General features: G+C 54.7%; 12 protein-coding genes and 1 rRNA gene. 8 read left to right on the forward strand and 5 right to left on the reverse strand.

Annotated features, from left to right (window positions below):
- Positions 1–106: 106 nt before the first annotated feature.
- The 3 genes from AC16KF_RS07205 (at position 107) to AC16KF_RS07215 (ending at position 2,135) form a co-directional block, all read left to right on the forward strand.
- Positions 107–631, forward strand: coding sequence for a hypothetical protein (locus AC16KF_RS07205; protein ID WP_484036626.1), 525 nt, complete (start codon positions 107–109; stop codon positions 629–631).
- Positions 618–1,400: a hypothetical protein gene (locus AC16KF_RS07210; protein ID WP_484036627.1), complete on the forward strand. Its 783-nt coding sequence runs from the start codon at positions 618–620 to the stop codon at positions 1,398–1,400. The genes AC16KF_RS07205 and AC16KF_RS07210 overlap by 14 nt, the downstream gene beginning before the upstream one ends.
- Before the next feature lie 108 nt (positions 1,401–1,508).
- Positions 1,509–2,135, forward strand: coding sequence for a hypothetical protein (locus tag AC16KF_RS07215; RefSeq protein WP_484036628.1), 627 nt, complete (start codon positions 1,509–1,511; stop codon positions 2,133–2,135).
- 36 nt (positions 2,136–2,171) lie between these two features.
- Here AC16KF_RS07215 and AC16KF_RS07220 read toward each other — a convergent pair whose 3' ends face one another.
- A complete protein-coding gene (locus tag AC16KF_RS07220) occupies positions 2,172–2,627 on the reverse strand; it encodes a cyclic nucleotide-binding domain-containing protein (protein ID WP_484036629.1) in 456 nt (151 codons plus the stop codon).
- 115 nt (positions 2,628–2,742) lie between these two features.
- On the opposite strand from AC16KF_RS07220, the gene AC16KF_RS07225 reads away from it, so the two are divergent.
- Both AC16KF_RS07225 and AC16KF_RS07230 read left to right on the forward strand, forming a co-directional pair.
- Positions 2,743–3,312 carry a TlpA family protein disulfide reductase gene (locus AC16KF_RS07225; RefSeq protein ID WP_484036630.1) on the forward strand — a complete coding sequence of 190 codons (570 nt, stop codon included), beginning with the start codon at positions 2,743–2,745 and terminating at the stop codon, positions 3,310–3,312.
- A 46-nt stretch (positions 3,313–3,358) separates the two neighbouring features.
- On the forward strand, positions 3,359–3,832 hold the full coding sequence (locus tag AC16KF_RS07230) for an OsmC family protein (RefSeq protein WP_484036631.1): 474 nt from the start codon (positions 3,359–3,361) through the stop codon (positions 3,830–3,832).
- Positions 3,833–4,103: 271 nt separating this feature from the next.
- Here AC16KF_RS07230 and AC16KF_RS07235 read toward each other — a convergent pair whose 3' ends face one another.
- The 4 genes from AC16KF_RS07235 to AC16KF_RS07250 all read right to left on the reverse strand — a co-directional run bounded on the left by AC16KF_RS07235 (position 4,104) and on the right by AC16KF_RS07250 (position 10,151).
- Complete coding sequence (locus tag AC16KF_RS07235) at positions 4,104–5,681, reverse strand: LysM peptidoglycan-binding domain-containing M23 family metallopeptidase (protein ID WP_484036632.1); 1,578 nt, start codon at positions 5,679–5,681, stop codon at positions 4,104–4,106.
- Positions 5,671–7,275 carry a M23 family metallopeptidase gene (locus tag AC16KF_RS07240; RefSeq protein ID WP_484036633.1) on the reverse strand — a complete coding sequence of 535 codons (1,605 nt, stop codon included), beginning with the start codon at positions 7,273–7,275 and terminating at the stop codon, positions 5,671–5,673. The genes AC16KF_RS07235 and AC16KF_RS07240 overlap by 11 nt, the downstream gene beginning before the upstream one ends.
- Positions 7,276–7,342: 67 nt before the next feature.
- Positions 7,343–9,073 (reverse strand): LysM peptidoglycan-binding domain-containing protein, encoded by a 1,731-nt coding sequence (locus AC16KF_RS07245; protein ID WP_484036634.1) that lies wholly within the window; start codon positions 9,071–9,073, stop codon positions 7,343–7,345.
- A gap of 244 nt (positions 9,074–9,317) precedes the next feature.
- Entirely contained in the window at positions 9,318–10,151 is an 834-nt protein-coding gene (locus tag AC16KF_RS07250) for an NAD(P)-dependent oxidoreductase (protein ID WP_484036635.1), read from the reverse strand.
- Positions 10,152–10,242: 91 nt separating this feature from the next.
- On the opposite strand from AC16KF_RS07250, the gene AC16KF_RS07255 reads away from it, so the two are divergent.
- From AC16KF_RS07255 to AC16KF_RS07265, 3 genes are all read left to right on the forward strand, one after another.
- On the forward strand, positions 10,243–11,541 hold the full coding sequence (locus tag AC16KF_RS07255; protein ID WP_484036636.1) for a glycosyltransferase: 1,299 nt from the start codon (positions 10,243–10,245) through the stop codon (positions 11,539–11,541).
- A complete protein-coding gene (locus tag AC16KF_RS07260; RefSeq protein WP_484036637.1) occupies positions 11,538–12,803 on the forward strand; it encodes a glycosyltransferase in 1,266 nt (421 codons plus the stop codon). The genes AC16KF_RS07255 and AC16KF_RS07260 overlap by 4 nt, the downstream gene beginning before the upstream one ends.
- A gap of 308 nt (positions 12,804–13,111) precedes the next feature.
- Positions 13,112–14,091 (forward strand): 16S ribosomal RNA (locus tag AC16KF_RS07265); the annotation flags it as partial.

A 14,091-nucleotide genomic window follows, 5' to 3' on the forward strand; every position in this document is an offset into this window, starting at 1 on the left:
ACTAAAAGTCCGCGCTCCGATGTTCGAGCCGAAAAGGATGAAACTTCCACAACACAACAACGTAAATCAACTCAGAGTGTTTACTAAACAAGAGGAGAATGAAACCATGAAAAACCGTTCCAACCTATTTCTCGGCATCCTGCTCATCGCGGTCGGCGGATGGCTGGTGGCGACGAAACAAGTCCCTTCACTGCAAGCCTTCACCGAAAATATGACCGGCGCCATGTGGACCATCGCGGCGGGCGTTTTGATCCTTGTCATTGGCTTGCTCACCGGCGCGCCCGGCATGGCGGTTCCCGCCTCCATCGTCGCGGGTATCGGCGGAATCCTGTTGTATCAAGAGCGCGTTGACGATTATTCGTCATGGTCGTATATGTGGACTCTCATCCCCGGCTTCGTCGGCGTTGGCTCCATCCTTGCCGGCATACTCGGAGAAAACACGCGGCGCAACGTAAGCAGTGGGCTTCGCACCATCGCGTTCAGCGCGGTGCTGTTCCTCGTCTTCGGCACATTCCTCGGCGACCTGAAATTTCTCGGCGAATATGGCGTGGCGATCCTGCTCATCTTGTTAGGGCTGTTCGTCCTCGCGCGCGGCTTTTGGCGGGGCGGAGGTCATCATGAGACGGGGTAATTTATTCTGGGGATCGTTCATCATTTTGCTCGGCGTTTTGTTTTTTCTGCAAGCGCGGGGCATCATCACGAACGTCTTCAGTTTTATCTTTCCGCTCGCGCTGATCCTCGTCGGCGGCTGGATCATCCTCAACGTGTTCTGGAAGCCAGACATCAGCGACGATGACACGTTTTCGTTTGCACTGCAATCCGCGAAAAGCGTGCGCTACGAATTCTCGCACGGCGCGGGACAGATTCAGATCAGCGGCGGCGCGCCAACTGGCAAAGCCATCGTCGGCTCGTCGGCGGTTGGGATGAACACCGAAAGCCGCATGGACGGAGACAGGCTGAACGTCGAGATTGGAGCGGGACCTTCGATGATCCCCTTCATCGGGCCCTCGTCCGGCGTCTGGCGTTATCAGATCACGCAAGAAGTCCCCGTCACATTGGAGATCAACGCGGGCGCGAGCGGTCTCGATGTTGATCTGAAGGACGTGCTTGCGACGCGCATCGAAATCTCGACGGGAGCCAGCGGCGTGAAGTTGACCATGCCCGCGCGCGGCGTTTCTCTTCTCGACGTGGAGGCTGGCGCGGCTTCGTTCGACATTCGCGTCCCCGACGGCGTCGCGGCGCGCGTCCGCTTTGATGGCGGCATGAACTCGATGAACGTGGACACGAACCGCTTCCCCAAAATCGATTCGGGTTTTTATCAATCCCCCGATTTTGATTCGGCAGTCAACCGCGCCGAGATCAATTTCGAAGGCGGGCTTGGTTCGGTGACGGTTAAATAATTACGGCATGTCACTCTGAGCGATAGCGAAGAGTCTCCGTTGTTGTGACTGAGATGCTTCGCCCCTTCGGGGCTCAGCATGACATGGTGTTTTAAAATGGAGAATCAAATGAAAAAATACGACCCTCGTTTATGGATCGGACTCTTGATGGTGTTCGGCGGCGTGTTGATCTTTCTCGAGAACCTGAACATCATTTCGAACGTCAGCGGAATTTTTTGGGGAGCGATTTGGGGCTTGGTGGGAGTGTTCTTCCTCTACCTACTCATCAAAGATCGCAACAATAATTGGTGGGCGGCGTTCCCCGCGTTCACCTTGATCGGGCTTGCCGCGTCGTCGTTTTTACCTGACTCGCTCGAAGCCTTCGATGGGCTTGTGTTCTTCGCGGGCATCAGCCTTGCTTTCATCTGGGTCTATGCCACCGATACGAGTCGCTGGTGGGCGATCATCCCTGCCGGCGTTCTGCTCACGCTCGGCGCGATCTCCGCGCTCGATGAACTCACCGGCATGGACAACGGCGGCTTCCTCTTCCTCGGGCTTGGCATCACGTTCCTCCTCGTCGCCATCCTCCCCGGCGGAAGCGGTCGCAGTTGGGCGTTCTTCCCCGGCATTGCCCTGCTGATCTTCGGCGCGTTCCTCAGCGCAGACGTGGTCGGCTGGATGGAATATCTCTGGCCCGCCGTCCTCATCCTCCTCGGCGGATATTTCGTGTTGAAGTTTTTCAGGAAACCGGCATAACAATGCGCCGGGGCAGAGTCGCTCTGCCCCGGCGCTTTATTTCATCCCATTTTCAAGAATCAATTTCACTTGCTCGCGCGCATCCTTCCAGCGCGTTGAAATAGCCTCGGCAAGGCTATTCATGATTTCGCGCCCGGCCTCGGGATTCCTCTTTGTCAATTTCCGCAGATCGCTCCCGCGTATTCGCGCCGCCTCTAAAGGTTCAATGGCAATCACAGACGAGGTATATTTCCCGCTTCCGATCACAGCCGACCAGCCGAACAACCCTCCAGATTCTACGTGAGAGATCGTGATGGGCATTCCATCATAGGGTTTAAAGGAGATCTGAACTGTGCCGCTCAGCACGATATACAAATATTCGGCGGGCGTATCCTGCTCAATGACGAAATCCCCGGCGGGGCAAGAAATAGTTTCCAGGAGCGGCTCTAATGCGCTGAAATGTTCCCGACTCAAGGCGTCGAAGATCGGCAGGTGATGAACGTCAAAACCCATCTAAACATGTTAATCAAGGCGGATAAAACCCATCCAGTGGCAAACATCATATTTTGCATGACATTCTTCCTGAATTTGCCCCCGGCTCGAATCGACGGGTATACTTGCCAAAACCATGAACGAGATTCAACCCGCGCGTGACTTCCAAAAAGCCATCCCATTCTTGCTGATTGGGTTGGGAGTTGCCCTCATCACCGCCTCCGCTTTTTATCTCTATCGCAACCTCCCGCCTCGCGCCGACCTTACGGTTGTCCCGGCCGCGGCGAACTATCCCGCTCCCGAATTGACCCTCACCGACCTCGACGGCGTTTCCCATTCCCTTGCAGACTATCGCGGGCAGGTTGTGCTGGTCAACTTGTGGGCAACATGGTGCGAGCCATGCAAAGAAGAAATGCCCGCGCTTCAAGCGTTTTATAAAAAATACGAACAAGACGGCTTCACCATCATCGCGGTCAATGACGGCGACCCGACCGAAGATGTGACTCAATTCGCAAAAGATTTCAAATTGACCTTCCCAATCTGGCTCGACCCAACGTACATCGCAACGGAACAGGCATTCAAAACGCTTGGGCTTCCATCATCGTATGTGATCGATCGCAGTGGAACAGTCCGTTTACAGTGGATGGGGGGCATCGAAAAACGCGCGCTCGAGAAATACGTTGCGCCGATCATCCTAGAGAACTAACGTAGCGCGAGATAGTATCTCGCGCTACAAATTATCGGAGAACACAATGAAAGCATCAGTCAACTGGCAAGATGGAATGAAATTTATCGGCGTGGGTCCTTCAGGCTTCCCGATTCGCATGGACGCCGAATCAACCCTCGGCGGCAGTGACAGTGGAGTCCGCCCGATGGAGTTGATTGCATTAGGGCTGATCGGTTGCCAGGCGATGGATGTTATCTCCGTGTTGCAGAAGAAACGCCAACAGGTGACTGGGTTTGAAGTGAAGTTTGACGGTCCGCGCTCGCCTGATTTTCCGAAAGTGTTTACCCGCGCCAGCATCACATTTGTCGTCACCGGCAAACAGGTAAGCGAGGATGCTGTCTTGCGCTGTATCGAACTTGCCGCCACGAAATACTGTCCCGCCAGCGCGATGCTCGAGCAAGTCATCCCGATGGACTTGATGTATGAAATTTATGAAGATGAAGAGGATGGAAATAAACGATTGACGCATCAGGGCGTGTGGCAGGGTTTGACTGAATAACTGATGTTGCGCAGTTGAAGTCGATTTGATTCTCGTAATGCGACATTCATGTCGCTCTTGCGCAAGAACAGCCTAAACGCGAGATATTGCAGATCAACAATTAAACCGAGCAATCCTTCTGCTTTCTTTTGAACCACGGAGACACTGAGTCACGGAGTTTTTTTTTATTGCTCTTCTCTGTGTCTCAGTGGTTTAGTTTATTGCTCGATTAATTTAGAAAAGAGCAAAATCGCGCGTTACGATCTTTACTGCGTAATCTGAGCGAATCAAATCAACGCGCCTCAGATTCCACGCGCGTTCCAAAGTCGGAACATTCGCAGGCGGTGATTACTTGCGCTCCTCGCGTAAGCGTGCCATCGCGTTCCTCGCCGTCCGCCACCCAGCCTTCGAGGTCGAAGGCGAGCGTCCCGTCTGCGAGAATCCATTCGCCGTTGTATTTGCGCGCCACGTGGATGTGAGTCCCTGTGGACGAGCCGCCTTCGCAGGAGGGATAACCGATCGGGTCGCCGGCTTTTACCTCTGTCCCTACGGTCACGCGCGAATCGGTGGCGGTGTGCAGGTAATACAAAGCCCAGCCGGTGCGTTCATCGCCGTCTTTGTCGAGGTCCAGGATCACGCCATCCACATCCGCGCGGACGATGAGTCCGTCTGCCATGGCTGTTGCGTACAAATCACGCGCCACGGTGTAACAGCCGGAGGTGTCTGATGCGGGCGCGAAATCGAGGGCGGCGTAGGGTTGACCGGCGCCCCAGCCGGTGTGCGGTCCGCTGGTGTATGCCCACACATGACCGGGCAGAAACGGGAAGCGCAACTCCGGTTGGCGAAGACTGCCGGGGATGACGATGGGGGAATCGAGCCAGGGGTTGCCGAAAAAAGCCGAATAGGTGCGAGCCAGCCCGTCCCGTCCGATCGAAGCGTGGTATTCATCCCCGGAGCGCAAGCGTGAAAAATAATATTGAAGCGCCACCGATCCCGCATTCTGCCATGGGTCGGGTCGGGTTAAGGATCGGTCGGTGAGTTCGAACTCGGTCAGGTTGCCGCTGCGCCAGCCGTAATATCCGTTGTTCAGAATATTGGCGGCAATGACGAGTTGCAGATACGGCGAGTCGTAAAACGCGCGGCGAAAACCAAGCAGGTATTTTTCTTTGGGCGGTTCGGGTTGGGTGAGCGCGCCGCTTTGATATTCGAGCAGGGCAAGCAGTAGGCGCGGGCTGAGGCTATAGTTGACGGCGACATACTCTACCAGTTCGGCGCCGGTGCGGTTTCTTCCGCCCGCATACGCGCGATATTCTTTGAGCCAGCCGTTGGTAGACGATACGAACGCGCTGGCGTTGAAACCGATCTGCGCGGGTCCGTTCACGAAGGCGTGATCGGGGATGCTTTGAAATTCGGTGCCCCATAGCGGAAGATAATAGATCGGAATCTTCATCGGCAAGCCGACGGGCATGGTGGTCGCGTCGCGCGGGATGATCGGATTCGCTTTGAAGATTTCATCCACCGAGGTGTTGAAGCGCTTCGCCAACGCGGGCAGGTTGTCTCCGTTTTGGGCGATGTACTCCACCAGTTCGCCGGGTTGATATTGCGGTCTGCCGGAGGTCGGCGCGGGAATGAGCGTCGGCGCAAGCGGGGTGATGATGTTTTGGATGGCGGTATTCGGTTCGCGCGGCGCGCAGGAAGTGATAAAGATTGCGAGAATTAAACCTGCTTTAAACACGAAGGTCACAAAGTACTCTAAGGTTGGACGAATGATGAGCAAGATATTTTCCCGCAGATTTTCTTTGTGACCGTTGTGTTGTTTCGGCAAGCTCAACACGTCGCCTTTGTGTTTAAAAATGTTCTTAATTATCATCGTCTTCACGAACAATGAGCGATTTCGATTGACCGTATACATCTGCTGTGACGACGCGATTGCCGTTGACGAGTTTGCCGAGGTAGGCTTTATCGCCGGCGATCACTGTCCAGCCGCTTAGCACCCAGGGGATGCCGCCGTCCGCAATGATCCATTCGCCGTTGTACTTCCTTGCCACGTGAGTGTGCGTGCCGGTCGAGATGCCGCCTTCACACGAGGGGTGACCGATGTGGTCGTTTTGGTCCACCCATGTGCCCAACGTCACCCGTCCCTTGTTTGCCACGTGCAAGTACATGATGTTCCAGCCGGTTTGTTCGTGCCCGTCGCCGTCGAGGTCGATGACCACGATGCCGTTCCCCGAGCGCACCACCAAGCCGGGCGCCATCGCCAGCACCCACGAGTCGGATACCGCGCACCCGCTCTTGGCGGTAGAGGGGGCGAAGTCGACAGCCGCCAGCGCGCCCTCATCGCCCCATGCGCTGTGCGGTCCGCCGGTGTATGCCCACTCGGTGTTCATTTCAAAAGGCAGGGTCATCTCCGGTTGCGCGAGGCTGGGCGGGTAGATCGGTCCTGCGCCATCTGCGCGCGACCACGGGTCGCCAAACATATTGGCGTAGAATAACGCGAAGCCGCTGTTCGGGTCTATGATCCTCAACCATTCGTTGAGACTGTGTTGTTTCGAAAAGTAGTACATGATGGCAACTGTGCCGGCGTTCAAAGACGGATCGAGTTGATACCGGGTTCCGTCTTCGAAAGTGATCTGGGTCAGTTTCCCGTTCCGCCAGCCGTAGTAGCCTGTGGAAAGTTGATTGATCGCCCAGCCAAATTGCAGAAACATGCCTTTGTTGCGAAAATTTTCGTAGCCGAGAGGATAGGTTTTGTGAAAGTCATCGGAAGGCGCGCCGCGCACCCATTGCGCCTCATAATCGAGAATGGCAAGCAGGAGGCGCGGGTTGATCGAATTTTCCAGCGCCGAGCGTTCGAGGGCGGCGGCGCCGGTCATCCAACCGGTCGAGCCGAGATATTCGCGGTACGTGGATAAATATCCGCCGGCGTTCCGCGTGTACTGGGCAACGTCGAAGTCTAGCGCGCTGATGGAAAAAATAATTTCACTGTCGGGGATGAGTTGCGCATGCGATGTGTATTGCGCCGCTTTATCTCGGCGGTCTGGGATGATGAGCAGAGTGCCGGTGTCGAGGATTCCCTCTGCGGGAAGGATCTTCGGGGAGGTGATCTCGTTCGCTTCCACCTTATATCTGCGCGCCACAGCGGGGAGCCAATCGCCGTCTTGAGAGTAATACAGAATCGTCGCCCCGGGTTGTGTGGGAGTTAAAAAATTCGTCGGCGTGGAACTCGCCGCCGGCTGTGTGACGAACGAACTTAATAATGAGGTCGGTGTTGCGGTCAACGGGGGAGGCGGAGTCGTCGGAGCCGTGGTTGGCGTGGGCAGGGCTTCGAAGACCGGCGCTTGATCGACAGCCGGTCCGCCACTAGGAGTAGGGGTTTGGTATTGTCCCCATAGCGAGGAGGAATTTCCCCGGCATGACGAAAGTATAACGGTTGTAAGGGTCAGAATGATAAACGCGCGTTTCACAATGGGGATTATACCTTCAAGCAGTTCAAGGTAACCTGTTGCGCCACAAGGCCGCGGTATGCGGATGTTATCTCGAAATTTGATTGACGCCTTCGAATATCCCCTCTTCCGCTTGCAAGACGGTAGACCCGCGTGTGAGCCAGCCGTTATATAAAATGCCATCGCCGCTGGAGACCCATCCATCCAGGGTGAACGGAAGATTCCCATCGGCGGGAATCCATTCGCCGTTGTATCTGCGCGCGAGGTGAAGATGGGTCGCGTTCGAGATGCCGCCTTCGCAAGAGGGATGCCCGATGACCTCTCCGGCGTAGACGTATGCGCCGGGTTGAACCCGGTCGCGGGTTTCAATGTGCATGTATAAAACGGTCCAGCCGGTTTGTTCGTAACCGTCGTTATCCAAGTCCTGAACGACGGCGCCATCGTTCGAGCGGACGATGTATCCATCCGCAACCGCCACAACCCACGCCTCGCTTTGCGCGCATCCTGCGGCTTCGCCCGGTGGGGCAAAGTCTAACGCGCCCCAGGCTGAGCCGTTATCCCACCCGCCGTGGGGACCGCCGGTGAAGGACCAGGTCGCGCCGGGGGTAAAGGGAAGTTGCATGGGAGGCTGAGTCAAATTCACTGGGAGATGCGAAGCGATATCGTAGTCGAAGGGAAAGCCGAAGAGCGCATTGTAGGTCTGATAAAAACCGAGTTGGCTCACATCGAAATCCCATGTGGCTCGGTCGTTGAAGAGCGAGAAAAAATATTGAACGGCGGCGGTGCCCGCGTTGATGGTGGGATCCATGGGCGCGTAGGTCCCATCGTTGAGGGGCAATGTGCCGAGGGCGTTGACGCGCCATGAATAATAGCCGCGATTTAAATTATCCGCCGCCCACGCGGCTTGACGATACAAACCCGCGTAATAATCGTCGTAGTAGCCCATCGGATAATCCACATTCGCCGGCACGGGGTTGGTGACCCATCCGCTTCGATATTCGAGGATGGCAACGAGCAAGCGCGGGTTGACGGAGTAATTTTGCGCGACGCGCAGGATGATCTGCGAGCCGCTCAGGTAGGCGCCGTTCACATCCTGCACGTAATTGCCCAGGTAGCCGCCTTTGCTTTTGAGGTAGGTGTCGAGGTCGAACGCAATAGAGGCGGGTCCGTAGATCAACTCCGAGTCGGGAATCAATTTGAACTTTGAACCGGGGATCGGGTCCGTGACGACCGGGGGGATGTTGATCGCCTGACCGACGGATAACACCGACGCTTCATTCAACCCGTTTGCCTGCATCAACGCCTCGAGCGTGATGCCGTACGTTTGAGAAATACTCCCTAGGGAGTCTCCGGCTTGAACGGTGTATTGATCGACAAATTCGCGCGGCGGCGGGAGCGGGTGCGGCGCGTCGGGTGTTGGCGCGGTGAATGAGGAGTTTGGGTTGCGCGTGGGGATCGTCACTGAAATTGGCGCGCGCGTGGGCGTGGGTCCCGAGGGTGTTTTTGTGGGTTGGATGATTTCGCCGGGTTGAGGCGGCGCGGGCGTGAATGCCTGCCCGGTCACCGGCGCGAAGGGATCGTACGTGGGGTAGGGCGTGATCGCCGAGGGGGAACAGGAGGCGAGCGCGAGAGTGATGAATAGGTAATATATGAAGCGATCGGCGCGGCGAAACATGCGGGGGATTGTACCAAACAGATTCTTTGATAAAAAACGCGCAATGGAATTATCACCCGCTTCTTCATCTTCGTCCAGATCTATCGAATCGGCGCCGAACAAAATCACATGCGCCTGCTTCTGGCTGAAAAGATTGGTTTTCAAAATAGCCACGACGTTGATTGGTGAAACAAATTCACGGTTGAGCAGGGTACTTGGTAGATCGGGGTGCGAATGCCTGCTTCGGTATCATCGGTTTTCAAGTACAGGACTTACGCAGTTGGCGGGCAGTTGTACTGCCGCCGCCGCAGTGCAACTACGGCGCAACAGGTTCAACTGCGTAAACGCTAAAGTATTTCTTTTTCATCTCATTTTTGGCGAAGGTGTTGATTCATGTTGGTTATTCCCGCTACTTGAGCAATGCTTCTAACGCCTCTTCCAACTTTGGAGATTCAGCCGCATCTTTGAATCCCGCGATGCGACGATAAACCTCCGCCGCCGCTTTGTGGAATCCGCTGGGCAAGCCCGCCTCTTCAAAAGTTGACGCGATCTCGCGCATCTCGCCTTCGAACCTCCATGCCTTTGCCGTGACGCGCGTCGCTCTCCGATTTGCCTGCTCTGAAAAATTGGAGTCGTCCATATCCCATTGTTTGTAAAGTTCATCGCGCACACCGAGCGACTCGGCGGTTGCGAGAATTGCGCTGAGCAGGGCGGTTGTCCCTTTCGAGTAAGCCGCGTAACACATCTTGAGCGCGGACGCCTTACCGATTTCATCACCGATGATTCTCGTTTCGAGCGGTCCGTTTGAAAAGCAATCGGCGATAACCTTTGCGTCTTTGCCCGACAAATAAAGAACGGTCTCTTTCGGTGTCCAGGCAGGTCCGCCGATGATACCTCCGTCAATGAATTGGATGTTGTTGGCGGATAATAATTCTCCAATTCTCTTTGCCCGCTGCGGCGAAATCGCATTGGCGTCGAGATAATATCCCTTGAAACCGCAGTCAATCACCGACTTCGCAACATCCTCAGCCGCATGTGGAGGGCAGACGCTGAAGATGATCTCGACGGAGTCGCAAAGCCGTTTCATTGATTCAACTTCAATCAAATTATATTTTTCCGCGCGGCGGCGAGTCTTATCACTGCGGTTTTCTGAAACCCAACGAACTTCATGTCCGTTGTTGACGGCGGACGCGGCGATGGAAACTCCCATCTCGCCAGGATGCAGGATGCCAATCTTTGCCATAATGTCTCCTTGATGCGATCTGTTCATGCGACAGTGCAACTGCGCCAAGAACTTTTTGAGTATAGCATTTTCCGCAAGGTAAAATATTCGCATGAAGATCGTCATCCTCACCTACGGTTCGCGCGGCGATGTTCAGCCGTTTCTTCCACTGTCTATAAAATTAATTTTACGGGGACATTCTGTCAAACTTGCCGCGCCGAGTCGCTTCGAGGATTTGGTCGAAGGGTATGGCATAGAATTCGTCCCTTTGCCGGGTGATCCCGGCGCCGCGATCCTGCGCATCAACGATGCCCGCAACAATATTTTCAAAATGTTGCGCGAGGGGTATGCGCACGCGCTCGAAGTCGGCGCGGACGTGTTCCAGCAAAGCGCCGAGGCGTGCAAAGATGCCGACCTCATCATCCACGCTTTTTCGCACATGGTTGACGGTCACACCCGCGCGCGAGAGATGAATATCCCCGATGTCCACGTGCAAACCTTTCCGATGTTCGCGCCAACGGGCGATTATCCGAGCGTTGTGTTGCCCGATCTGAAACTCCGCGCGTTGAATTATTTCACGCACGTCGCGGGGATAAAAATAATGTGGTGGTTGTCGCGTTTTGGATTTCGACACATCAGCCGCCGCGCGGGACTCCCCAAACGGAAACTTTATTTCCCCTTTGACAAAACATCGCCCTTCGATAAACTCAGGACATCGCTTCGCCCTCCGACCTTGATGCTGTGCGCGTGGAGCCCCAGCCTTATCCCACCTTCAAAAGAATGGTCGGCGAACGTCCACGTGACGGGATATTTCTTCTTTGAAAAAGCCGAATCGATTCAACCGTCAACTGAATTGCAAAACTTTCTTGATGCGGGCGAACCTCCCGTTTGCGTTTCGTTTGGGAGCATGGTTAATCGTGATGCGGAAAAGATTGACCGTATCGTTCGTGAAGCTCTGACGAAGACAGGTCAACGTGGGATCATCTTGTCGGGATGGGGAGGCGCTCGTAAGAATTCCTCCAATGATCTGCTCTACATCGAATCCGCTCCGCATGATTGGCTTTTGCCGCGCTGTAAAATGCTCATCCATCACGGCGGCGCAGGGACAGTTGCCGCCGGTCTTCGAGCGGGCATCCCGCAAGTTGTCGTCCCGTTCATGACCGATCAACCGTTTTGGGCGCGGAGAGTCCACTCGGTAGGCGCGGCGCCTAAACCAATTTTGGTAAAGCGCCTTTCTGTTGAACGATTGACTCAAGCCATCAGCGAAGCGAGTGGCGATAACATTCGTCAACGCGCACATACGCTTGGGCAGTCCATTTATAAAGAAGACGGTGTGATGCGCGCGGTAGAATTGATCGAGTCACACGCGCGAAATTGGAAAGAAAGAACGATCAACCAAAACGATAAATGAACATCACCATCCTCACCTACGGCTCGCGCGGCGACGTCCAACCGTTTCTTCCGCTTTCGCTCGGCTTGATGGCTCGCGGGCATTCAGTCAAACTTGCCGCGCCGAATCGCTTCAAAAACCTTATTGAGGGATACGGCATTTCGTTCGTCCCTTTGGCAGGCGACCCCGAAGATTTGAGTCGCCGCTTGAACAATGTCGGTTTCAATCCGTTCAAACAAATGCGCGAGATGATGGATCATGCCGTAGCCATCGGCGCCGATGTTGCGCGTCAAACCGATGAAGCCTGCCGCGATGCGGACCTCATCATCCACACGTTTGCGCACGCGGTCGGTGCGCACACCATTGCCCGCGAAAAAAATATCCCCGACGTTCACATCCAAACTTTTCCGATGTTCACGCCAACGGGCGATTATCCCAACGCCGCCATGCCCGATCTGAAACTCCGCGCGTTGAATTATTTTTCACACTATGCTTCCAGTCGAATTTCAAAATGGACTGCCACATTTGGATATGAACAAGTCCGCCGCCGCGCAGGATTGCCCAAGCGGAAACTTTATTTCCCGTTTGACGATGATCCGCTTCGCCCTCCAACCTTGATCCTGTGCGCGTGGAGCCCCAGCGTTTTACCCCCTTCGGCAGAGTGGAAGGTAAATGTCCACGTGACGGGATACTTCTATTTCGACTTTGTTGATTCATCCTATCAACCACCACATGAGTTGCAATCCTTTTTGGAATCAGGAGAAAAACCCATTTGCGTTTCGTTTGGGAGTATGGTCAATCGTGATGCGAGACGAATTGATGAGATCGTTCGTGATTCATTGAAGCAAACCAATCATCGCGGAATTATCCTTTCGGGATGGGGAGGCGTGAATCAATCTTCGTCAAAAGATTTGCTGTATCTCGAATCCGCTCCGCATGATTGGTTGTTGCCGCGTTGTAAGATGGTCGTTCACCATGGTGGGGCAGGGACAACTTCTGCCGGGTTGCGCGCGGGGATTCCAAATATTGTTGTGCCGTTCACTGGCGATCAGCCGTTTTGGGGAAGACGTGTTCATGCGATCGGCGCTGGACCAAAACCTATTCTTATAAAGAATCTCACGGTTGAACGATTGACGCGGGCGATCGCCGAGGCTTCGAGTCCAGCCGCAGGTGAGCGCGCCCAAGCCGCCCGTCGAAAGATGCGAGGCGAGGATGGCGCGAGTCGGGCGGTGGAGTTGATCGAATCCCATGTTCGAGATTGGAATGAAAGGGCAATTTTTTAAGGTTAATTTGTCTGACGACTATTGACAAAGTCAACGAAAAGCATATAATCAGCGTTCGCAGTACGTTGATGGATCTCGTCCCCCTGACAGATCATTGAAAATTGAGCAAGCAGTCTCCAGTCAGAGACACAAGCCTGTTGGTTTTGCAGTCTGACGAGCCGATGTTGAAAGCGAACATCGGTTTTTCGTCTGTCGATGATTTGACAGGCCGAACAGCACCTTGACAACTGAATAGTGATAGGAAGCAACAACTCTGTCGATCCAGTAAAAAAAACCGTAAACTAACACTCGCAAGAGTGAAAAAATTTTTTGCGGAGAGTTTGATCCTGGCTCAGGATGAACGCTGGCGGCGTGCCTAATACATGCAAGTCGAACGAGGTGCTTTTTGTAGCAATACGAGGAGTATCCTAGTGGCGAACGGGTGAGTAACGCGTGGGTGACCTACCCCAAAGTGTGGAATAACAGTCCGAAAGGATTGCTAATGCCGCATGTGGTCTGCGAGTTTAGAAATCGTTGACTAAAGGAGCAATTCGCTTTGGGAGGGACCTGCGTCCCATCAGCTAGTTGGTGAGGTAACGGCTCACCAAGGCTACGACGGGTAGGGGACCTGAGAGGGTGGCCCCCCACAATGGAACTGAAACACGGTCCATACACCTACGGGTGGCAGCAGTAGGGAATATTGCACAATGGGCGAAAGCCTGATGCAGCAACGCCGCGTGCACGATGAAGGTCTTCGGATCGTAAAGTGCTTTTCTGGGAGATGAGAAAGGACAGTATCCCAGGAATAAGTCTCGGCTAACTACGTGCCAGCAGCCGCGGTAAAACGTAGGAGGCAAGCGTTATCCGGATTCACTGGGCGTAAAGCGCATGCAGGCGGTTCGGTAAGTTGGGCGTGAAATCTCCCGGCTCAACTGGGAGAGGTCGTTCAATACTACCGGACTTGAGAGCAGAAGAGGAAGATGGAATTCCCGGTGTAGTGGTGAAATGCGTAGAGATCGGGAGGAACACCAGTGGCGAAAGCGGCCTCCTGGACTGCACCTGACGCTCATACACGAAAGCTAGGGGAGCGAACGGGATTAGAAACCCCGGTAGTCCTAGCCGTAAACGATGTGAACTGGGTGTCGGCGGGGTAAAAGCCGCCGGTGCCGAAGCCAACGCGATAAGTTCACCGCCTGGGGACTACGGCCGCAAGGTTAAAACTCAAAGGAATTGACGGGGGCCCGCACAAGCAGCGGAGCGTGTGGTTTAATTCGATGCTACACGAAGAACCTTACCCGGGTTTGACATG

The organism is Candidatus Defluviilinea gracilis (genome assembly GCF_057138825.1).